General features: G+C 48.5%; 18 protein-coding genes. 3 read left to right on the plus strand and 15 right to left on the minus strand.

Features of this window, described 5'->3' with window-relative positions; all coding sequences use genetic code 11:
- Positions 1-107: 107 nt before the first annotated feature.
- From EL309_RS07680 to EL309_RS07745, 14 genes are all read right to left on the minus strand, one after another.
- Complete coding sequence (locus EL309_RS07680) at positions 108-1,283, minus strand: DegT/DnrJ/EryC1/StrS family aminotransferase (protein ID WP_004283829.1); 1,176 nt, start codon at positions 1,281-1,283, stop codon at positions 108-110.
- Positions 1,276-2,058 carry a methionyl-tRNA formyltransferase gene (locus EL309_RS07685; protein WP_004283828.1) on the minus strand — a complete coding sequence of 261 codons (783 nt, stop codon included), beginning with the start codon at positions 2,056-2,058 and terminating at the stop codon, positions 1,276-1,278. Before EL309_RS07685 ends, EL309_RS07680 begins: the two co-directional genes overlap by 8 nt.
- A 59-nt stretch (positions 2,059-2,117) precedes the next feature.
- The gene (locus EL309_RS07690; protein ID WP_004283827.1) at positions 2,118-2,792 is read right to left on the minus strand and encodes an HAD family hydrolase; all 675 of its coding nucleotides are present in this window, start codon (positions 2,790-2,792) and stop codon (positions 2,118-2,120) included.
- Positions 2,793-2,821: 29 nt separating this feature from the next.
- Positions 2,822-3,796: an ATP-grasp domain-containing protein gene (locus EL309_RS07695; RefSeq protein ID WP_004283826.1), complete on the minus strand. Its 975-nt coding sequence runs from the start codon at positions 3,794-3,796 to the stop codon at positions 2,822-2,824.
- Complete coding sequence (locus EL309_RS07700) at positions 3,780-4,397, minus strand: sugar transferase (RefSeq protein ID WP_004286242.1); 618 nt, start codon at positions 4,395-4,397, stop codon at positions 3,780-3,782. The genes EL309_RS07695 and EL309_RS07700 overlap by 17 nt, the downstream gene beginning before the upstream one ends.
- Positions 4,381-5,562, minus strand: a complete 1,182-nt coding sequence (locus tag EL309_RS07705) for a glycosyltransferase (RefSeq protein ID WP_004283824.1) — start codon at positions 5,560-5,562, stop codon at positions 4,381-4,383. The genes EL309_RS07700 and EL309_RS07705 overlap by 17 nt, the downstream gene beginning before the upstream one ends.
- A 15-nt stretch (positions 5,563-5,577) precedes the next feature.
- The gene (locus EL309_RS07710; protein WP_004283823.1) at positions 5,578-6,648 is read right to left on the minus strand and encodes a glycosyltransferase family 4 protein; all 1,071 of its coding nucleotides are present in this window, start codon (positions 6,646-6,648) and stop codon (positions 5,578-5,580) included.
- 35 nt (positions 6,649-6,683) lie between these two features.
- On the minus strand, positions 6,684-7,943 hold the full coding sequence (locus EL309_RS07715; RefSeq protein ID WP_040669789.1) for an O-antigen ligase family protein: 1,260 nt from the start codon (positions 7,941-7,943) through the stop codon (positions 6,684-6,686).
- A gap of 21 nt (positions 7,944-7,964) precedes the next feature.
- Complete coding sequence (locus EL309_RS07720; protein ID WP_004283819.1) at positions 7,965-9,137, minus strand: glycosyltransferase; 1,173 nt, start codon at positions 9,135-9,137, stop codon at positions 7,965-7,967.
- 29 nt (positions 9,138-9,166) lie between these two features.
- Positions 9,167-10,588, minus strand: a complete 1,422-nt coding sequence (locus EL309_RS07725) for an oligosaccharide flippase family protein (RefSeq protein ID WP_004283818.1) — start codon at positions 10,586-10,588, stop codon at positions 9,167-9,169.
- A gap of 148 nt (positions 10,589-10,736) precedes the next feature.
- Positions 10,737-12,044, minus strand: coding sequence for a nucleotide sugar dehydrogenase (locus EL309_RS07730; RefSeq protein ID WP_036494909.1), 1,308 nt, complete (start codon positions 12,042-12,044; stop codon positions 10,737-10,739).
- Between the two features lie 211 nt (positions 12,045-12,255).
- Positions 12,256-13,365, minus strand: a complete 1,110-nt coding sequence (gene ribD / locus EL309_RS07735; protein ID WP_004286248.1) for a bifunctional diaminohydroxyphosphoribosylaminopyrimidine deaminase/5-amino-6-(5-phosphoribosylamino)uracil reductase RibD — start codon at positions 13,363-13,365, stop codon at positions 12,256-12,258.
- A gap of 20 nt (positions 13,366-13,385) precedes the next feature.
- On the minus strand, positions 13,386-13,955 hold the full coding sequence (locus EL309_RS07740) for a hypothetical protein (RefSeq protein WP_004283813.1): 570 nt from the start codon (positions 13,953-13,955) through the stop codon (positions 13,386-13,388).
- 222 nt (positions 13,956-14,177) lie between these two features.
- A complete protein-coding gene (locus EL309_RS07745; protein ID WP_036494911.1) occupies positions 14,178-15,020 on the minus strand; it encodes a class II glutamine amidotransferase in 843 nt (280 codons plus the stop codon).
- A 31-nt stretch (positions 15,021-15,051) separates the two neighbouring features.
- Between EL309_RS07745 and EL309_RS07750 the strand changes: the two genes are divergently transcribed.
- The 3 genes from EL309_RS07750 (at position 15,052) to EL309_RS07760 (ending at position 20,034) form a co-directional block, all read left to right on the plus strand.
- The gene (locus EL309_RS07750) at positions 15,052-15,627 is read left to right on the plus strand and encodes an Ntn hydrolase family protein (RefSeq protein ID WP_040669786.1); all 576 of its coding nucleotides are present in this window, start codon (positions 15,052-15,054) and stop codon (positions 15,625-15,627) included.
- 131 nt (positions 15,628-15,758) lie between these two features.
- Positions 15,759-16,673, plus strand: a complete 915-nt coding sequence (gene hslO, locus EL309_RS07755) for an Hsp33 family molecular chaperone HslO (RefSeq protein ID WP_004283807.1) — start codon at positions 15,759-15,761, stop codon at positions 16,671-16,673.
- 412 nt (positions 16,674-17,085) lie between these two features.
- Positions 17,086-20,034, plus strand: a complete 2,949-nt coding sequence (locus EL309_RS07760; protein WP_004283806.1) for an autotransporter outer membrane beta-barrel domain-containing protein — start codon at positions 17,086-17,088, stop codon at positions 20,032-20,034.
- A 297-nt stretch (positions 20,035-20,331) separates the two neighbouring features.
- Here EL309_RS07760 and mscL read toward each other — a convergent pair whose 3' ends face one another.
- Complete coding sequence (gene mscL / locus EL309_RS07765) at positions 20,332-20,772, minus strand: large conductance mechanosensitive channel protein MscL (RefSeq protein WP_004283804.1); 441 nt, start codon at positions 20,770-20,772, stop codon at positions 20,332-20,334.
- Between the last annotated feature and the right edge of the window lie 114 nt (positions 20,773-20,886).

Raw genomic sequence — 20,886 nt, forward strand, 5'->3', positions numbered from 1 at the left:
GTCTGTTTGTATCACCTGTGTTTATTTTAGTTAGAGTCTTTTAAATATAGATAGTTTCCTATAGGAAGAAAATGGTCCGAATCTTAGTCGGACCATTTTGCTTTTTCTTATGCCGTAGCCTCTGCCATCACTTCTTCGATATGGCGACAGCAGAAATCCATTTCTTCCGGCGTGATGGTCGGATGCACCAAGAACATCAGGCTGGTGTCGCCCAATTCCACCGCGTTTTTCAAACGCTCTTTCGGCCGCCACGGCGTGTTGTCGAAAGCTTTTTCCAAATACACCTCCGAGCAGCTGCCCTGATAGCACGGCACTTTGCGCGCGCCCAATTCTTCGACGATGCGGTCGCGGCTCCAGCCTGCTTTGAGGTTTTCGGGTTTCACGAACGCATAGAATTTGTATTGCGCGTGTTCGATGTAGTCGGGAACGTTCACCAAACGGATGCTGGCGAAGTTTTTTAAGACGGCCTCCAGCTTGGCGGCGTTGGCTTGGCGTTTGGCCGTCCATTCCGGCATACGTTTGAGCTGGATGCGGCCGATGGCGGCCTGCATTTCCATCATGCGCCAGTTGGTGCCGAAACTTTCGTGCAGCCAGCGGAAGCCGGGCGGGTGTTGGCGGTTGTACACGGCATCGTAGCTTTTGCCGTGGTCTTTATACGACCACATTTTCGACCACAGCTCTTTATCGTTGGTGGTAACCATGCCGCCTTCGCCGCCGGTAGTCATGATTTTGTCTTGGCAGAACGACCATGCGCCGACATGACCGATGGAGCCGACCGGTTTGCCTTTGTATTTCGCACCGTGCGCTTGGGCGCAGTCTTCGATGACCCACAGTTTATGCTTGCCGGCCAAGTCCATAATAGCGTCCATTTCGGCGGGCATACCGGCCAAATGCACCACGATAACGGCTTTGGTATTCGGAGTTAAGGCCGTCTGAATGGTTTCGGCGGAAATGTTTTGGCTGTTTAAATCCACGTCGGCAAACACGGGGTTGGCACCGGCGGTCACGATGGAAGAGGCGGAAGCCAAAAACGTGCGCGAGGTCACAATCACATCGTCGCCCGCGCCGATGCCCATGGCTTTCAAGGCAACGTCCAAAGCGAGCGTACCGTTGCCAAGTGCTACGGCGTATTGCGTGCCGGCAAAGGCGGCAAATTCTTTTTCAAACTCACGGCATTCCGTGCCCGTCCAATAATTGACTTTGTTGGACAGCAACACACGGGATACGGCATCGGCTTCTTCTTGGGTGAATGAAGGCCACGGGGCAATAGAAGTATTAAGCATCGGCTTGTCCTGCAAAAAGGCTGGTGGAATCTTTGGGGGCGACGGCTTCTAAAATCCGGCGGTTGACCAGAGTGAATTTTTTGCCGTCGATTTCAACATACGCACCGTCGTAAGGAGGGAACCAAAACGCGCGCACTTTTCTATCAACATCATCGCCGGGGCGGATTTCTTTCATGGCTTCCATTTCGGCGCGGCTGGTATAAGTTCCGCCAACATTTGGATAAGTGGGCAGTTTCGCACCGCTGTTGACGGCCTGCATAATTAAACGCTTGGCAAACTCGTCCAATACCGACATCGAGCGGCTTTCCAAAGATTGTGCGGTTTCGGTATCGGGATTCATCGGAAAGCGCACCACTTCGATTAAATCGCCGGTGTCGATGGAATCGTCGACATAGTGGGCAGAAATGCCCCATTCGGAGAGGCCGTCGAGAATCGCCAGATTGTAGCCGCCGGTGCCTTTGTATTCGGGGAGGATGGCGGGGTGGAAATTGATGGTGCCGCGCGAGGGGACGGTCAGAAATTCATCACGAAGCTTGCGCCAGTAGAGTATCGACAAGCCCAAATCGTATTTCAGACGGCCTTCGCGCATAGCTTCTAAAGCAGTATCGAAAGTGTAGAGGGGAAGCCCCAATCTCTTGGCAGCCGCCGTGGTGGGAGAGCCTTGCAGGTGGCTGTCGGTGAGTACGCCTACGATTTCGATGTTATTTTGCGCGGATAGGAATTCCAATAATCCGGCCGACACTTTTTTCCGACCCATAAAGAGAATTTTGGTCATTTTTTATCCTTGATTTTTTAAATATATATGTGTCTGTGATAACGCCTTCCTAAAGGCTTTTATCGTGTAAAGAGTGAGGGGAGTTCGTCTATCCCGCCCAACCATATATGCGGTTGGTAGCTGTTATCGAAACGGTTCGCCTGATGTTGGTGGATATTGTGTTTTTTGGGCAAAATACCGATCGTCTGCCATCCCAAACGGTTGGGAGTGATGAAATCTTTGGCAATATTATCCCCTAAATAAATGTAGTGTCGACCGGAATAATGTTGTTGAACGTGTTTAAAGCGTTTTTCGTCAGGTTTTTCCGACTGGCATGCCTCTGAAATCAAAATTTCATCGAAGCACTCCAATAAGCCGAGTGCATATAATTTTAAACGTTGTGTCAGACTGCGGCCGTCTGAAATTAATATGCAGGCGGCAAACGGCTTCAGCAAGTTTTTAAATTTTTCAGACGGCATAAATGCCGTTAAGTTAGGGGTGTGCGTGCGATACAACCACAATAAAGATTGTTTTTCCGATTGGTTAAAACCGCACAACCGGCACAACTGGTCAAGCCAGTCGTTGCCGGATGTATCCAACTTTGCCATCAGCTTGTCGGCAGGGTATTCGGGGTAGAGCAGGGAGATGTGTTGACATACGGTTTGAATGCCGGAAAGTTTATATTCGTATTCCGGATACAGCGTGTCGTCTAAATCCAAGACCAAAATACTTTCCGACGGCCTGATGTTTTTCATTTATCTCACACTTTCTGATAATTTGCGTGCTATTCGGACACCAATATTTTCGCGTCGTAGCGCAACATGATTAAATTGTTTTGCCATTGGTCAAACGACGGAATCTCCTCGCCGTACAGGTATTCTTTGATTAACCAGCCTAAATAATTGGCACCGCATGCATAAGTAAGAGGGAAGCCGCCGCCGAATCTCGGGTTGATTTCAACGCCGTATAAAGTATTGCTTTCTTCGTGGTAAAAAAATTGAACGGTCAGGCAGCCTCTGGCTCCTTTAACTACCGCCATTTTTTCAATCAGCGTATCGTAAAGTTTACCGCGACGGGTGGCACCTTTGCTGACTTCGCCCGAGCGGACTTCCAAACGTTCGCGGGGTACCGTACATTTCAGACGGCCTGAGCGGTCGTAATACATATCGACAGTAAATTCTTTAAAAGTGTTTTTGATATCGATTAATTGGCAGAACATCATTTTGGGGTCTGTCAATAATTCATTGGTCAGCTCTTCGGCACTTTTTAGCATTTTCGCACCAACCGCACGGCTGCCGTCGTACGGTTTGACAAAGCAGGGGAATTGGATGTTGTTGCGGTCGTAAATTGCCGGTGTGTTGATGCCGAGTTTGTTGAACAGGGTAATGGTAGCGCGTTTATCGCGACAAATGCGGATAAAGTCGCTGTCGGATACTACAATGGTAATCCCGGCATCGGCAAATTGTTCGCGTGCGTCGGCCAGTTTTTGCAATTCGGTATCGATGGTCGGCACGATCAAGCCGATATTTTGTTTTTGGGCCAGTTTGAAAATCGAGTCGATATAATCTTCAGAGTCAATTCTGGGAACTTGGAACGAGCCGTCTGAAGTTTGGCAGGCGGAAGACATTTTCGGATTCAGGTCGGTAGTGTAAACCTTAATGCCGTCTGAAAATTTGGCAGCTTCTTTTTGAAAATCCTGAACCAGTTCGACCCGGCGCCCTGCGGATAATACCAAGATATTTTTATTTTTTGTCGTCATGATCGTTCCCTGTGAAAAATGGCATGGTGGCTTCGCCTTCTGCTGAAATGCCTTCTTTAATAAATACTTTTTTTATTGTGAGGAACAGGATTTTTATATCCAGCCAAAAACTCAAGTTATCGACATACCAAACATCCAGTTCAAATTTTTTGTCCCAAGAGATGGCATTTCTTCCGTTTACCTGTGCCCAACCGGTAATGCCGGGTTTGACTTCGTTTCGGCGGCGTTGGAAATCGTTGTAAAGCGGCAGATAACTCATTAAAAGCGGGCGGGGACCCACTAAACTCATGTCTCCTTTTAAGACGTTCCAAAGTTCTGGGAGTTCATCCAAACTGGAAGCGCGCAGTTTTTTTCCGAACGGCGTCAGGCGTTCGCTGTCGGGAAGCGGGTTGCCGTCGGCATCAACGGCATCGCGCATGGAGCGGAATTTGTACATTTTGAACGGTTTGCCGTTTAAGCCGGGGCGGATCTGCGTGAAGAAAACCGGCGAGCCTAAATTTTTTCGGATCAGGTAAACCAAAATCAAAAAGATGGGGGATAAGACCACAAGCCCGACCGCTGATGCTGTGATATCCAATAGGCGTTTAAGCAGTTTGTTCATGGTGCAGTCTTTCGATCAGGTTGATGATTTTCCGGTAGGAAATGTCGCGTTTAAAGCGTTGCAGTATTTCGTCGGTTTGGATGGGATTGTGCCGTTGCTGCATGATTTGCCGTGCCGCCTGAACGAAACTTCCGACATTACCGGATTGGTAATTGACGTGCGGAACCAGGTTGAGCACTTCTTCAACTTCGGGGTGAACCTGGCTGTTTAGAATCGGCTTCTGTAGTGCCATGTAGTCCGACAGTTTGTTGGTAATCGAAGCGGCAGAGTGGGCGTGGATGGGATTAATGGCAATATCGCAACCTTTGGCAACCGACATCATCTCGGTATAAGGAATGTAGCCGTAGAATTTGATGGATTGATCGGCGTATTGTTCCAGATTTTTTAAGTCCGGCCCGCCGCCCATGATGTGCAGCTCAACATCGGCACCCGTTTCGTTCAGCTGTTTGATGCCTTTGCACACGGTTTCCATGTCGTAGCTGAAACTTAACGTGCCCAAATAGAAAAAACGGATTTTCTGATCGGGAAATATTTTTGCTTCGGCCTGTTCCATCTTGTCGAAATCCGCACCGATATAAACCACTTCGCCGGGTGCCGAAGGATTGGCTTCACGCGCACGTTTGAGATAGGAACGGGAAACGGCAACCAGGCCGTCTGCACCGGCATAAGCTTTGTCGGCTTTGCCGGAAAAAGGCATCAGACGGTGGGGAATGTTTTTCAAAAAAGGGATAACCGTTGAAAAAGATTCGGGCCACACGTCTTGAACATCGATAATCAATTTATAGCCCAAACGTTGCTTGTATTCCCCCAATACGATATTGGTGGCGATTAACGGGTAAGCGGAAAACACGACGTCTTGTCCGCCCGGTGTACAGCTTTCCAACCATTGTTTCAAGTCCTGAACAAAAGCGTGATGGCTTTTCAGACGGTCGAGCGAAACATTTTTGGTGTAGCCGGTTTCTCTGAGCAGCTTAACTTTCAGACGGCCTTTTGAAGCAGCCTCGGCATCTTCAGGCCGTCTGAAAGATTTATCGTAATGTTTGAAGTTGCTGGTAATCAGCAAAACATTATGCGACTCTGCCAAGCGTTCGGCCAAATACCAAAAACGGTTGAAATGCGGTTCGCTGGGAAGGGAGCAGTATGGGGCGACAATGGTGATGTTCATGTTGCTTCCGATTGCTTACATATTGTATGCAGCCATAGTGGTTCTATAAATTTCTTCGTCGGAACAAACCGTCGCCACATGTTCATGCAGCGCTTTGCCCATCTCCTTACGCAATTCGGGGTGTTTGACCAGTGTGTCGACGGCTTCGATAAACTGTTCTTGGTTGCCTAATGGAATGCAGTAGCCGGTTTTGCTGTTGATGACCATTTCGGAAATGCCGGCCATGTTGTAGGTAACCACCGGTGTGTCGTATAAACCTGCTTCCAAAATATTGTTGCCTACCCCTGCTCCGTGGTCACCGGCGCAATTGGGTGTGTTAACCAAAATATCCACGTCTTTGAAATAAGCGGTCAAATCGCGGACGCCGCCGAGAAATTGGACTTTATCGCTGATGCCTAAGCGTTGTGCTTGTGCTTTTAAGTTGTCCATTTCTTCGCCTATGCCGGCAATATTTAGACGCACCGGCATGTTGCGGTCGATCATCATTTTGAAAATATCCAACATCAGATGCACGGCACGTACGGTATCCAGGCGTGATAAGGTTCCGAGCATCACATAATCTTTAGGCGTTTTTTCAGGGACATAATCCGGCTTATGTAAGGCATTGTAGGTGTAGGTGATGCGGGAGGCCGGAAAACCGTAGCGGATTAATTTATCCCGTTCGTGTTTGCAGTTGCCGATAATGTATACACCCAGTTTGTCGAACAATTTGGCAATTTTCGGATACGTTTCCGGATCCAAACCGCGTGCGTGGTAGAACACTTTGGTTTTCGGAGAGGCGATTTTTGCCGCCAATGCGCATGCGGGAACAATGCGCGCCATTTGGCAGTGGATTACATCGGGCTGTTCCTGTTTCAATAATTTGATATAGGCCTGCATGCCTTTCAAATAGCCCAGCCAACCGTTTTGATAGAAGTCGATTTCTTTCCACTGCATGCCTGCCGATACTGCTTCTTCGATTAGAGGGCCGTCTGAAGAAGCCAAAATAACGGTGTGTCCTTTGCTGCTCAGCAAACGTCCCAGGCGGAATGATGCGTGCTCCGTACCGCCGAGGCCGCTCATTGATGTTGTCAAAATAATTTTCATAGCAGTTTCTGTATATGGATATGGTAAATGGAAGGCTACTGTTTTCTGGATGAAGTGGCCAACGAGTAAACCAACATCAGGAAGCAGGGGAACCAAAGGAAAGGCATACGCAGAATGGTCGAGGGGATAAAGCCTGCCAATATGAAAATAGCGATGCCCATCATGGCTATAAAGCGTTGTTTGCTGCCGAGATATCTGTTACTCAAAATACTTAGACAATAAACAGCGATATAAATTGCAAAACCTAATAAAGAAATGAGGCCGAATCCCAAGTAAAGTTCAATAATAAAGCTGTGCGGATTGTGGAATCCCAGGCTGTCACTCAAGTTTCCGCTGAAATAGGGCGCAAAATCTTTCGGGCCGTAACCGATAAACAGTAAAGGCGGATTCTGTAAAAAGTAATCGTATATTTCCTGACGGTATGAAACCGATTTATCGCTTTCCAGTTCAAATAAAAACAGATACAGACGGTTGGAGATGTTTTCCAGAAAGACATTGCCGTTTAACGACAGCAGCAGGTTCTGAATCCAAATTTTCGGCACTTGAGTAAGTGCGATGGCGGCAATGGAGACGGACATCAAAGTCAGCAGCCCGTTTCTCATATAAACCAGATTAAGCATAAAAAGCGTGCTGTATATCAAAGTCGCCGTTCTCGATGCACTGGCAATAACAACCAAGCCCAGCATCAAAAACAGCAGCCAGCCGAATAGCGATTCTTTTCGAGATGAACTGGGCGCGTGAAAGAAAAACAGAATAGCCGCCGATGTGCAGACGGCAACGGTACTCAGGTTATTGGGATTGAAGAATAATCCTTTGATAATACCGGCATCCAAAGCCAGCACTTCGTCGTCAATGCCTACCAATGGAATGCCTGTTGCGATTTCGATAACCGGGGGAATACAGATAAACATGGCAAAAACAAATAGAAATTTCCTGATGAATTTCAATTTGTCCTGTTCTCTGGAAATCACAAGATAGAACAGATAAAAGAATCCCGGAAGTGTGGCGAAAAACAGGATGTCCACGATTTGGGTAGGCTCTAATGGGGAAAGCAGTAAATGGATTCCGCCCCACAACGACATGGCGGATACGGCTAAAAAAGCGATGATGGTTTTATTGCTCAACCTGTTTTTTTCAGCGAATGCGATTAAGGCTGTAACAGCGAGGAATAGAACCGTCATCGGGTTGTCGATTCTTGGAATCCCGACCAAATAGTTTAAGGCCGGTCCAAGCATGTAGCCGGCCAGCATGGTATATAAAATGCCGATGTATAATTTTTGACGTTTAATTTTCACCGCAAACTTCCTTGGGTTGCTTTATCGGTTTGTATCCAAAACGTGTTTGTATTGGTTGATTATTTGCGAAATAACTGCCGTTTCTCCAAATTCGGACAAGCAATTTTCCCTTAATGCTTCAGCGGGGTAGCGATGTTTGTTTTCGTATAAGGTAATGATTGCCCGGCTGAGTTCTTCGATATTTTCTGTCGGCACCAGCAGGCCGTTGTTTTCCGTTACGATGGAAGAGGGGCCTCCGCAGCGTGTGGCAATCACCGGCAGTCCTTGGGATAAGGCTTCGATGAAAACCACGCCGAAGGTTTCGTTGCGGCTGGCCAAGACGAAAGCGTCGCTTTCATACATGAGCTTCAACACTTGGTCATTGGTGAGGCCGCCTAAAAACGATACGGCATGCTGAATGTTGAGTTCCTGCGTTAATTTGCGCAGATCTGCTTCTGCAAAGCCGGTTCCGCCGATTCTGAGTTTCAAATCGGGATGGGTTTTAAGTGCTTGTGCAAACGCAGGCAAGAGGATGTCATAGCCTTTGTTGTAATTAAGATGGGCAACCGAGCAGAAAGTGAAATGTTCGTTTTTCGGTTTGTTGGCCGTATCCAGAGGGCGCATGGATGCCGGGGGCAGAATATTGGGAATGTATTTCCACTTCAATCCTTTATAGGCGTTTTCCAGCAGCTCGCAAAAATGTTTGCTGACGGCTATTCTGGAGGCGCATTGTTCGGCGGCACCCTGCATGGCAGGCCATTGCCAGTCTTGAATCATGTTTCGTGCGTAAGTCGAACTGTGTTCGGTCAAAACAAAGGGGATGCCGGTCTGTTGGTGGATTTGATGGGCCAAAATGCCGGCATGGTTCATACCGTGTGCATGAATGATGTCCGGTTTGCCGTGTTGTTTGATGTATTCTTTAAACAATTTATGTCCGGCTTTGACCCAGCGGTTTCGGTCGAGATAAGGCAGACGCGGAAAGAAATACATGCTTTTGTAAACAAAAGTGGGTACGTCTTTCTCGATATATTGCCGGATGCCGTATTCTCCCGTCAGGGCCGATTTGGCTTCTTTGCGCAAAGAGCGGAACAAAGGTGCGGTAACGCCGACTTTCAAACCTGCACGTTGCAGAGCCTGTGCCTGTAGACGGAAGAAAATTCCGTCAACATCTTCCGGTGTGGATGGATACCAAGAGGGAATAATTAAAACGTGCATAATGTTTACTCTATATCGATAACGATCAATTAACTTTTTTTCAGACGGCCTTTAATCGATTGGACAAAGCTGAGAATATTGTTTTTATACAGCATCAAAACCACGGCGATGGCAGTCAGCCACAGAAGGGCGAATAAAAAATAGTTTTGCGTATTGCCTATGCTGGTGTAGGCAACGCAGGTGGCCACGCATGCGGCGGTAGAGAGATACAGTTTTTTTCTAGGCAGTTTTTGCCAAATCAGTGCGGAAATCTCGGTTTTCAGGATAAACAGCACCCAGAAAGAGACGGCGGTGGAAATGGCTGCGCCGCGTGCGCCCCAAGTGGGCACGAGCAGATACAGCAAAGTAAACTGGCAAGCCAAAGCAATTAACGAGATAACGGTAATCAACCAGGTTTTTTTGACTACGTTGATACCGATTCCGCTGACTTCGGTCAGGGTGTACAGCAGGGGAAACAGGATGCTGGAGAGCAGGATAAATTGAACGGGTGCATATTGCTCGGGTAAGAAGAAGGTGATGATGGGAGAAGACAGTCCGACTGCAGACAGAATAACAATCATCAAAGCCGTCATCATCAAGCTGGTTTCGCCGATTTTGTGCAGATTTTCATTGTCTTTGACCCATTTGAATACCAGAGGCGACCAAATGGTTGAGAATACGCTTTGAAAAATCAAGGCAATAGCACCGAAGCTGACGGCCATAGAGTAGACACCGAGTTCGGATAAGGTTCCCAAATGCTTCAACAACAGGCGGTCGGCAGAAGCGAAAGCGAGGAAGGCCAGTTCGCCGATAACCATAGGCAGGCCGTAGCCCATGGTTGCTTTAACCAATTGCGGGTCGAAAGGTGCTTGTGCCGCCGCTATCAGATCTTTGCGGGTCTGTATGGTTAGAATCACAACGGCAGCCATTTGCGCGACTGCATATGTACCAATCAACGCCAAGCTGTCGGTAGGGTGGCCGGAAAAAATCAGCAGGCACACCAACAATAAAATGGCCAGTTTCGGAGTCAGTTGGGACAAAGAAAAAGACACCGCTTTTTCCTGCATACGCAGAATGAGGGAAATATGACGGGTAAGCAGCAGGCTGACTAAAAACAGAATGCTTAATATGCCTAAGGCGGCATTATCAAGCTCGAAGATTTTTTCAGACGGCCACGAAGGATTAATAAAAATAATGGCCGCTGCAAACAACAAGATCATGACGACGGGCGGTGCGGCCACAACTTTAAACAGGGCGGCTTTGTTGTCGGCGGAATAATATTCGCGGATATAGGCTTGATCCAGTCCCAAGTTGAACAGAACCATCAGAATGCCGGAAATGGTTTGCAGCAAAACAATACGGCCGATGTCTTCGGCAGGGAAATACCATGAAATCAGTGGTAATGATACAAGGCCGATGGCGGCGCTGCCGATCGGGCCGAGAGCATATCCTAGGATTTTCCGTATGTTCATGTGCTTATCGCAATTAATCTCGTTTGTTTCGTATTTTGTTAAGTTTATAGGCCGCAATCCAAAGTGTGTGCAATTTGATTACAAACGGCACCGGCTTCGGATGACGGCCTGATTCGGATACTGAATATTGACAGCAGCAGAAAGCGGTTTAGGCTTTGACTACTTTGGCATCTTTGCCTGAGAAGCGGCCGCGGGTATCAATAATCAGTTTGGCGTGTTGTTTTATTAAGTCGTAATCAAATTTGTCGTGGTCGGTGGTTAAAACGACGCAGTCAAATTTGGCCACATTTTCAGCAGAGATTTCTTCGCTGCTCAAATCGAAGTAGTGGTGTCCGGGAATGTACGGGAATACCGGAACATGCGGATCGGAGTAGGAAACTTTTGCACCGAGCGAGTGCAGGCGGTCCATAATTTCTACCGATGGGCTTTCGCGCATATCGTCAACGTTTTTCTTGTAGGCAATGCCTAAAACCAAGATTTTGCTGTCTTTGATAGAACGGTTGTGTTCATTCAATGCCAATCCTACTTTGCTGATAACGTAGTCGGGCATAGAAGAGTTCACTTCGCCGGCCAATTCGATAAAGCGCGTATTAACGCCGTATTCGCGGGCTTTCCAAGTCAGATAGAACGGGTCGATGGGGATACAGTGACCGCCCAAACCCGGACCCGGATAGTAAGCGACGAAGCCGAACGGTTTGGTCGCCGCAGCGTTGATGACTTCGTGGATGTCGATATCCATTTTGTCGGCCACGATTTTCATTTCGTTTACCAAACCGATGTTAACGGCGCGGTGGATGTTTTCCAGCAGCTTGGTCAATTCGGCGGCTTTGGTAGAGCTAACCGGCACCACTTTGTCGATTGCAGGTTGATACAGCGCCATGCCCACTTCCAAGCAAGCGGGAGTGTGTCCGCCCAATACTTTAGGGATGGTGCGGGTTTCGAAATTCGGGTTGCCCGGGTCTTCGCGTTCGGGCGAGTAAACCAAGAATACGTCTTGGCCGACTTTCAGTCCCTGTTCTTCCATACGCGGCAGCAATTCTTCTTCGGTTGTGCCGGGATAGGTGGTACTTTCCAAAGATAAAACCTGACCGGCACGCAGATAAGGTTTAACGGCATTGGTCGTGTCGATAACGAAACTGATGTCCGGTTCGCGGTATTTGTTTAACGGAGTCGGTACGCACAAGATAATGGCTTCCACCTCGCCGATGCGGCTGAAATCGGTTGTGGCCTCAAAGCGTGTATTGCGTGCGGCAGCGATTTTTTCTGCCGGAATGTGTTCGATATAGCTTTCGCCCTGGTTGAGTTTGGTAACTTTGTCTTCATCAATGTCGAAGCCCAAAACGGAATAGCCGATGTCTACATAGCGCAGCATCAGCGGCAGACCGACATAACCCAAACCGACAATACCGATTTTGGCAGATTTATCGGCAAATTTTTGAATGGTGGTATTTTTCATCATTTTTTCCAAATGTGTAAAAGCGAATTCTATGGAAACTAACCGTGTGAAAACTTCATGGTTGTTGCGGGCATGAAGTTTTGGGAAGCATTAGCGCGGCCGGATGTTTCGGAGGCCGTCTGAAATTATTGCCATATTGTTAATTTTGATTGCGGTTTTTCTGATTTGTTCCACAAATTTTGATGAAAAAAGAATATTTTTATAGTAATCATTATGAATCAGCAGCTTGTCGGCGCAGTGTCCATTTGATATCGCTGCCAACGGTTTCGAGACTGTGTGTTTGCCATTGCGGCGGTTGTAGCAGCGTTTGCGGATTTTCCGGCAGTGCGAACAGGCCGCGTGCGTTGTTGCCGAGAATTTTCGGTGCCTGATACAGCACAATTTCGTCTGCAAGGTCTTGGTAAAGAAATGCGCCTGCCAAGCCTGCTCCGGCTTCCACCATCACTTCTCCGAAACCGCGTTCGGCAAGCAGGCGGAGCAGGTCGGATAAATCGACTTGTCCGTTATGGGCGTTGGTCTGAATAATATCGACATGGTTGTAGCGTGCGAATTTTTTCAGACGGCCTTCTTCCGGATTGGCGGTGGCGATGATGGTCGGGCTGGTGTTATCTTGAATCAGATGGCAGTGTTCCGGCGTGCGTAAGCGGCTGTCTACAATAATTCGGGCAGGCTGGCGTAATGTTGGGAATGCGCGGACATTCAGCTTCGGATTGTCGGCCAAAACCGTGCCGATGCCGGTAATGACGGCGCAGCTTTCCGCGCGCAGGGTTTGTACGTCCAATCGGGCTTCTTCGCCGGTAATCCATTGGCTGAGGCCGTCTGAAAGTGCGGTTTTGCCGTCCATGCTTGCGGCGCATTTTAAACGTACAAACGGGCGGTTGCGTTCGATTCTGGACAAAAAGCCCCGATTCAGTTCTCTAGCCTGTTGTTCCAGCAATCCGCTTTCGGTTTGAATGCCTGCCGCCTCAAGCATGGCCAGGCCTTTACCCGATACCAAAGGGTTGGGGTCGGTCATGGCGGCCACGACGCGTTTGACGCCTGAATGAACCAGTGCTTCCGCACAGGGCGGTGTTCGGCCGTAATGGCTGCACGGTTCGAGCGTGACATAGGCGGTTGCGCCTTCGGCCAGTCCGCCTGCTTGCCGGAGTGCGTGGACTTCCGCATGCGGCCCGCCGGCCTGAATATGGAATCCTTGCCCGACAATTTGGCTGCCTCTTGCGATAACACAGCCTACGCGCGGGTTCGGCGAGGTGGAAAAACGCCCTTGTCGGGCGAGACTAAGGGCGTTTTCCATCATGAGGATGTCGTTACGGTCGAACATTTTTCAGACGGCCTCTGAGGTTATTTGGCTAGGTTGACGTCTTTTAAAACGGCAGCCAATTGGTCTTGGGTGGCGTTTTGTCCGCTGGCGCAGATGTTGTAGAGACTGCTGCCGTGGATGGCGATACAGTTTTCCGGCAAGGTGGTGCCGTCTGCATGTTTTTGGGTAAAACGGTAGTTCATGCGGTTGTCGGTAGCGGCGCCGACTTGAACGTCTTGCAGGTTTTCGGCCGATTTCAAGGCGTTTTTCAAGTTGGCGAAATAGGTTTTGGCATCGGATTTGGCTTCTCCGAGATTGACGGCGTAAAGGGTAATGCCGGTTTGTGCGTCGTGTTGCAACAGAGTCAGCTCGTTGCGGTCGATGCCTTCGGGATGGGCGGCGTTATCGTTGATGCGGTCTTCAAACCGGCTGGCTTGGACATTGATTGTGATTTTGCCGTCTGTACTGCTTAAGGTTTGCAGGGCTGCCGTTTCGGTTGCGGCGGAAGAGGGAGCCGTATTGTCTGACGGTACAGAAGTTTCGGCTTTTTGGCCGCAGGCGCTTAAACTCAAAATGGCGGCGGCAGTCAGGGCAAAAGCAGATAATTTCATGTTGGGATTCCGTAAGTATGATTGAGATATGGGTTTCAGTATATCAAATTCCCGTTGTTTCGGGGCAGCGGCAAACGGATTGCGGCGGATAGACGGCAAAAGCGTTTAAATGACCGTAACCGCGCAGGTGGCTGCCATATCGGTTTCGATGGGATAACCCGGAAAAAGTTTGAGGCCGTCTGAAATTTTCAGACGGCCTTTTTGTTTGCCTCTATAAAAGGCTTAGTTACCGGCACCGACCGATCGTGCAATGGCCAGTCCTTGTTCGATTGTCAGGAAAGCAGGCGGTTGCGGACAGCTTCTGCGGCTGATGTCGCCTTCTTCAAACATCACTAATTCGTTCACGGCCAGTTGCGACCATGTTTCGTTGACCGTAAGCGGCAGGGTGGCAATCACTGCTACTTTGTCGTCGGGCGTGGTAACGGCGGCAAAATCGATGGCAACGTCATCATCAACCAGCTTGGCTTCGCCAAACGGCGCTTTGCGTACGATGTAGTGCAGCAGCGTGCTGGCATGGGCAAACAGCAAATCGCCGTTAGACAGCATAAAATTGAATAAACCGTAGCTGCGGATTTCTTCGGTCAGCCGGTTGACGGCTTCAAACAGGGTATCGTTATCCGGCCGTGTCGAAAAGCGGCTGCGGAGTTGTTCGAGAATGTAGCAGAAGGCGCGTTCGGAATCGGTGTTGCCGACGGGGCGGTAGTAGTTGCCTGGTTCGGGAGCGAAGTTTTTCAGATGGCCGTTATGGGCAAACAGCCAATATTCTCCCCATATTTCACGAACAAAGGGATGGGTGTTGGCCAGTGCGGCTTGGCCTTGCGTGGCTTTGCGGATGTGGGCGATCACATTCTTGGATTTGATTTGGTAGGTTTTGACCAAATCGGCAACGGGGGAATCGGCGCTGGGCTTGTCGTCGTGAAACAGGCGTATGCCTTTGCCTTCGAAAAAACCGATGCCGAAACCGTCGGCATGGTGGTCGGTAACGCCGCCGCGCAGGCGGAAACCTTCAAACGAAAAAACGATGTCTGTGGGTGTGTTACAATTCATGCCTAAAAGCTGGCACATAAAATTACCTTTAAATTATCTCGAGAGTCCAATGACCACGATAGTGATCGTAGAAAAACAAAACCGTATCGCGATTGCCGCGGATAGTCAAACCACATTTGGCGACGACCAGTTTTTGGGTGAGGAAAACGATGCGTTCAGCGAAAAAATTTTCCGTCATGCCGATAGTTTTATTGCCGTTTCCGGCAGTACCGCGCATGATTTGGTACTGAAATCGGCGTTGAAAAATGTCAAAGCTGCCGATTTGTACGGCAGGGAAGCGATTTTTCACACATTCTGCAAATTGCACGCCAAACTGAAAGAGCATTTTTTCCTGCGTCCCGAAGAGGAAGAGGATGACCCGTACGAATCCAGCCAGATGATGGTGGTGATTGCCAATCCCAGTGGGATTTTCGGTGTTTACCCCATGCGCGAAGTTTATCAGTTTAAGCGTTTTTGGGCGATCGGCAGCGGCAGAAAGTATGCGATGGGTGCGCTTCAGGTTTTATACGGGCAGGAGCAGTATGATGCCGAAGCGTTGGCTGTAGCGGCTGTCGAAGCAGGTGCGGCATTCGACATCAGCACCAGTTTGCCGGTTCAACTGCTTGCTACAGAAAGAAAAATTTGAGCTTGTTTGAACGGACAAACCGCCCGGGATCAACGGGCGGTTTTTTTATGGCCTACTCTTGATTTCAGACGGCCTCACAACCATATTGGAGCCAATCGGATATTGATTTAATTCATCAGAAAGATTGGTTTATGAACATGAATACAGGAGTTGCCGCTTCGCTGTCGGACAGCCGCGTCCGCTTTATTTTTGACGATATGCCGGTACGCGGCCTGCATATCCGCTTGGAAAAGGTTTGGCAGCATATTGTCGGACGCAAACATTATCCTTTGGCTATCCGCCGTGCTTTAGGCGAGTTGTTGGCCGCCGGTGCTTTGTTATCGAGCAACTTGAAAAACGAAGGTACGCTGATTGTTCAGGTACAGGGGCAAGGCCGTCTGAAAATGTTGGTGGTGGAAGCGACTTCCGAGCAAACTTGCCGTGCGACCGCCCGTTGGGACGAACAGGCGCAGATCGGCGATGATGAAAGTTTGGTGGATTTGTTGGGTAAAAACAGCGTATTTGTGATGACGTTGCAGCCTAAAGAAGGCGAGCCGTGGCAAGGTGTCGTGCCGTTGGAGGGCAGCAGCATCGCGCAAATGTTGATGCATTATATGAAGCGTTCCGAACAATTGGATACCCACATTACTTTGGCCGCATCGGACGAAGCGGTCGGCGGCCTTTTGTTGCAGCGTCTGCCGGAAGAGGACGTAGACGCGGAAGCTTGGAATTATGTCGAAACGTTGGCGCAAACGGTTTCCTATGAAGAGCTGACTACTTTGGATGCGCAACATATGCTATACCGTTTGTTCCATGAAACGCCGCCCCGTGTTTTCGAGCCGGAAAATATGGAATTTGCCTGCACATGTTCGCGCGGAAAAGTGAGCGATATGCTGTTGATGTTGGGCGGGCAGGAAGTAGGCCAAGTAATTGTGGAACAAGGCAGCTTGGAGATTGATTGCGATTTCTGTAACGAAAAATATGTGTTTGACGAAACGGATGTCAATGCTTTGTTCGGCATGGACGTTGTGGAAGCCGTTAGGGAAGAGGCGCTGAAAATTCAATAGTTATGCGTTATAGATAAAATCAATTCCTTAAGTTGGCTTAGGGAGTATTGCCGGAAAAACCGGAATGCCGATGTCGGCATTCCGGTTTTTTTTATTGTCGGACTTTGGGCTGTGAAGAATTTATTATATTTTTAATAATTTTTCTGTTTTCAAAAAATCAGACGGCCTTTTGAAGCTGCCGGTGTCCGATTAAATGGGCTTGAATTGATATTTTATTTTTGTTTTTCAATCTTCTTGATAATTAAAATTTATTTACAAAAATGACAGGAACTCTTTATTGTGTAAATTAATCTATATAAATAGTAAAGCAGTGTGTAGGGTGGTTGTGCACATATTAATTTTCAATTTGATAATAATTGAATGATTTATAGTCGCTACCGATAAATGATGAGTAAAAACGTAGGAGAATGACATGAACCATACTTTTGCAAGCATCTATGATCCTGTTAAAGGTACATATGTTGCCGTAGCAGAAACAACCAAGCGCAAAGGTAAGCCGGCCGGTTCGGCCAAAATTATAGCGGCATGTATTGCTGCCGCTTGTTTGTCGGCAACGGCATATGCCGCCCCGATTACCCTGACAGGGGACTATGTACGCACTGCGGTTAATGACCGGGGTACGCTCGGTTCCGGTTATTCTGATTCTCCGGGTATGCAGTATGACAAAACCGGTAAGCGTAATTTCGGCATTGACGATTACCTGACTCCCGGCACGCCGTTCCAAATATTCAGTGTGAAAACCAAAGAAACCGGTTTGGCCACCAACGATAATAACGGTACGCAACAAATTGAAACGGTAGAAAAGCCGCGTGATATCAGCTCCGGAGACAGAGCTGCCGTTTCGTGGTCCGGCAAGTATGACGACTTCTACACGGTGAACCATCAATACAGCGTTGATAAAACCGAGCAGGGTATTCGTGTTGAAACCAAATTGACGGCCTTGAAAAATCTGACCGAAGTGAAATTCTTGACTGCTTTGGATCCTGATCCGGATGTGAACACTTACGCTTCCCATTACACGATAAACGGACGCGGCACCAGTAAATTCAAACCTGAAGACTGGGTGCATTCGTTGGGTCAGAAAACCGGTTTGCCGGTAGGTATTTACAGCAATTCTTCCTATAAACACAACACCGGTGTCTCGGAGGCTTGGACGGATGATCCGGATTTTTACCTTTCCGGAAAAATGGAAGGCAACGGAGATTACGCAATCGGCATGGGATTTGATATCGGCACGTTGGACAGCGGTAAAAGTGCGGATTTGGTTTATTACTATTTAATGAACGAAACACTGGATAAAATCGATGTGCCGCCTTCTTCAGGTACAACGCCCGTTCCTCCCGTAACCAAGTCCAATATCGATTTGAAAAAACCGTTTTACGATGGCTCGCAATTGGGTATAACGGTTAATCCGGCTTTCGAGGGCGGTACGCTGAGAACGGATAAAGAAGGGATGTACGCTTCTAATTTCACGATTAATCCGCTGGGCGGCAGAATTAATGCCGACGGTAAAGCGACCCGCTTTGTCGGTACGTTTGCCGATTTGGATGCGGCAGGCAGCGGCACGTTTACCGTTGCAGACGAAGTTGGCGGCGGTTCGGTAACTTTTGAGGGTGCCAATACTTATACCGGCAAAACCGTGATTGACGGTACGGCATTGTCATTGGCCAAATCCGGCAGTTTGGCTTCAAGCAGCGGTGTCGAGCTGGCCAAAGCCGCTTCCGTATTTGATGTATCCGGTGTAACAGGCGGTGCGACCGTCGTGAAGGATTTGAGCGGTGTCGGCGGCAGCACGGTGCGTACCGGAACAACGGTTTTAACTGCGGGAACCGCTCAAAATACCGAATTTGCCGGTAAATTCGAAGGTAGCGGAGGCTATGTTAAAGCAGGCAGCGGACGTATGCTGCTTAGCGGCGACAGTACGGCATTTACCGGTGCCAACCGCGTGGATGCAGGCGAATTACGTGTTGACGGAAAACTTGGCGGTCAGAGCTTGATTGTGGCCGATCAAGCCGTTTTGAGCGGCAGCGGTACGGTCGGCGGCTTGGTAACGGCAAAATCGGGTTCGTTAATTGTTCCGGGTGCGGATAAACAGAATACTTTGGTATTTTCAGACGGCCTCCAAGCTGAAGCAGGCAGCAAGTTGATGTTGCAGACCACTTTGAACGGTGACGACAGCGCAACCGATAAATTGGTCGTGGAAGGCGATACTGCCGGCAATATCACGGTGGAAGTGGCCAATTTGGGCGGTGCCGGTGCCAAAACCAAAGAAGGTATCAAAGTAGTTGAAGTCAAAGGCCGGTCCGAAGCGGTATTCAATTTGTCGCAACCGAAATTGACGGTTGATTCATACGAATACCGTTTAGTGAAAAACGGTTTGGTAACGCCGAACGACGGCAACTGGTATTTGCGTAATACTTTCCGTTCGGGCGTAGCCAATTATCTTACCGCTTCCGCAGCGAACAGCACCGGCGGTTTGGCATTGCTGTCTACCATGCATCAGCGTAACGGCAAATTCAATCCGGATACGGACGGTAAAGCCGAAACTTGGGCAAGGTTGATCAGTAGCCGGGACAAACAAGAAGGCGGCCGCCAATTCAGCTACAAACAAAACCTTTTCGGCGTACAGATCGGCCGTAATTTGTGGCAAAGCGGCGGAGACAAACCGTCTAGAGCGGGTGTAACCGTACAATATCTGCGTGGCAATGCCGATACTTACGACCGCGACCGCAATAATGTGTCGCTCGGCACATCAGCCGGAGAGGTTAAATCCCATACCGGCGGTATCGGTGTATATCATACCGTTACCGGCGCAAGCGATTGGTATGTAGATAGCGTTGCCCAAATCAATTATGTGAGCAACACATTGAAAGATGACGAGAAACGCACTTCTAAGCTGAAAGGCATGCAATACGGTTTGTCTGTTGAAGCCGGTAAGCCTTATGTGTTGGCCAACCAATGGAAAATCGAGCCGCAAGCGCAATTGTCATATCTGTATACCGATTACCGCAATGCAAGCGATGATTTTGCCAAAGTGAAAGTTAAAGATGCCGACAGTCTGCGTTTGCGTGTCGGAGCGCGTGTAGACAAACAGTTTGAGCAGAGAGATACCAACGTATATGCGCTTGTAAACCTGCATCATGACTTTGCCGATAAAAACCGTGCATCGTTTACCCACCCGAACGGCGGCGTATTGAAAGTGAAAGAAACATTCAAACACAGCGGTATCGAGGCAGGCTTGGGTGTGCAAACCAAGCTGGGAAGCAACAGCTATCTTTATTCCGATTTACGCCGTCTGCACCGCTTTGGCGGAAAAGGCCATCAAACCAATTTCAATATCGGTATTAAAGCCAAGTTCTGACAAAACTTGGATTTGAAACCGACTGATGTCGGAAACATAAGCCGGAGCGCATTCAGCGTTCCGGTTTTTTATCGTCATTTTTTTCAGACGGCCTTAAAGTATGGGAGTGACGGCAAGCCGGTTTTGCCGTATTTTGATTGGCGATTTTCGGCGGGTTGGTGTTGTGGGTGAAAGCAGACAGGAGAAAGACAGGAAAGGGGCAAGTGACTTGGATAGAAAGCGAGATTTGTTTATTGCTATGAAAAAGGCCGTCTGAAAATTTCAGACGGCCTTTGAATTTATTTAAATAAAAGCAGATTATTTTTTATTTAAAGAGTCACGGATTTCACGCAACAACAAGATATCTTCGCTTGGCTCGGCCGGAGCTTCTGGAGCCGCTTCTTCTTTACGCTTCAGTTGGTTGATCAATTTAACCACAACGAAAATCGCAGAAGCCACGATCAGGAAGCTGATTACAGTATTGATAAACAGGCCCAAGTTCAAGGTTACTGCGCCGGCTTCTTGAGCGGCAGCCAAAGTAGCATAACCGGCTTCAGGTGCATTGGCGCCCTGTTTCAAGGTAATGAACAGGTTGGAGAAGTCGACACCGCCCAACAGCAAGCCGATAGGAGGCATGATAACGTCGTCTACCAACGATTTTACGATGCCGCTGAATGCTGTACCGACAACCATACCGACCGCCAGGTCGATAACATTACCGCGCATAATAAATTCTTTAAATTCTTGTTTTAATGACATGATATAAATTCCTTGAGGTTATTGTTAATGTGTGAAAAATTCCTGGAATGTTTACGGTATGATACATTTTTTCAGGTATGGTTCAGAGTGTTTTGTGTAAAAAAAAGTATGTAA

Origin of the sequence: Neisseria weaveri (genome assembly GCF_900638685.1) — a bacterium.
Classification (GTDB): Bacteria; Pseudomonadota; Gammaproteobacteria; order Burkholderiales; family Neisseriaceae; genus Neisseria; species Neisseria weaveri.

What these genes read in the sequence shown, in the direction of transcription:
- EL309_RS07695 (WP_004283826.1), bottom strand. Translation starts at nt 3,796, where the DNA reads ATGACGACAAAAAATAAAAATATCTTGGTATTATCCGCAGGGCGCCGG.
- EL309_RS07685 (WP_004283828.1), bottom strand. Translation starts at nt 2,058, where the DNA reads ATGACCAAAATTCTCTTTATGGGTCGGAAAAAAGTGTCGGCCGGATTA.
- EL309_RS07760 (WP_004283806.1), top strand. Translation starts at nt 17,086, where the DNA reads ATGAACCATACTTTTGCAAGCATCTATGATCCTGTTAAAGGTACATAT.
- EL309_RS07680 (WP_004283829.1), bottom strand. Translation starts at nt 1,283, where the DNA reads ATGCTTAATACTTCTATTGCCCCGTGGCCTTCATTCACCCAAGAAGAA.
- EL309_RS07705 (WP_004283824.1), bottom strand. Translation starts at nt 5,562, where the DNA reads ATGAACATCACCATTGTCGCCCCATACTGCTCCCTTCCCAGCGAACCG.
- EL309_RS07740 (WP_004283813.1), bottom strand. Translation starts at nt 13,955, where the DNA reads ATGAAATTATCTGCTTTTGCCCTGACTGCCGCCGCCATTTTGAGTTTA.
- EL309_RS07725 (WP_004283818.1), bottom strand. Translation starts at nt 10,588, where the DNA reads ATGAACATACGGAAAATCCTAGGATATGCTCTCGGCCCGATCGGCAGC.
- EL309_RS07710 (WP_004283823.1), bottom strand. Translation starts at nt 6,648, where the DNA reads ATGAAAATTATTTTGACAACATCAATGAGCGGCCTCGGCGGTACGGAG.
- EL309_RS07750 (WP_040669786.1), top strand. Translation starts at nt 15,052, where the DNA reads ATGACCACGATAGTGATCGTAGAAAAACAAAACCGTATCGCGATTGCC.
- EL309_RS07745 (WP_036494911.1), bottom strand. Translation starts at nt 15,020, where the DNA reads ATGTGCCAGCTTTTAGGCATGAATTGTAACACACCCACAGACATCGTT.
- EL309_RS07690 (WP_004283827.1), bottom strand. Translation starts at nt 2,792, where the DNA reads ATGAAAAACATCAGGCCGTCGGAAAGTATTTTGGTCTTGGATTTAGAC.
- EL309_RS07720 (WP_004283819.1), bottom strand. Translation starts at nt 9,137, where the DNA reads ATGCACGTTTTAATTATTCCCTCTTGGTATCCATCCACACCGGAAGAT.
- ribD (WP_004286248.1), bottom strand. Translation starts at nt 13,365, where the DNA reads ATGTTCGACCGTAACGACATCCTCATGATGGAAAACGCCCTTAGTCTC.
- EL309_RS07700 (WP_004286242.1), bottom strand. Translation starts at nt 4,397, where the DNA reads ATGAACAAACTGCTTAAACGCCTATTGGATATCACAGCATCAGCGGTC.
- EL309_RS07730 (WP_036494909.1), bottom strand. Translation starts at nt 12,044, where the DNA reads ATGAAAAATACCACCATTCAAAAATTTGCCGATAAATCTGCCAAAATC.
- hslO (WP_004283807.1), top strand. Translation starts at nt 15,759, where the DNA reads ATGAACATGAATACAGGAGTTGCCGCTTCGCTGTCGGACAGCCGCGTC.
- mscL (WP_004283804.1), bottom strand. Translation starts at nt 20,772, where the DNA reads ATGTCATTAAAACAAGAATTTAAAGAATTTATTATGCGCGGTAATGTT.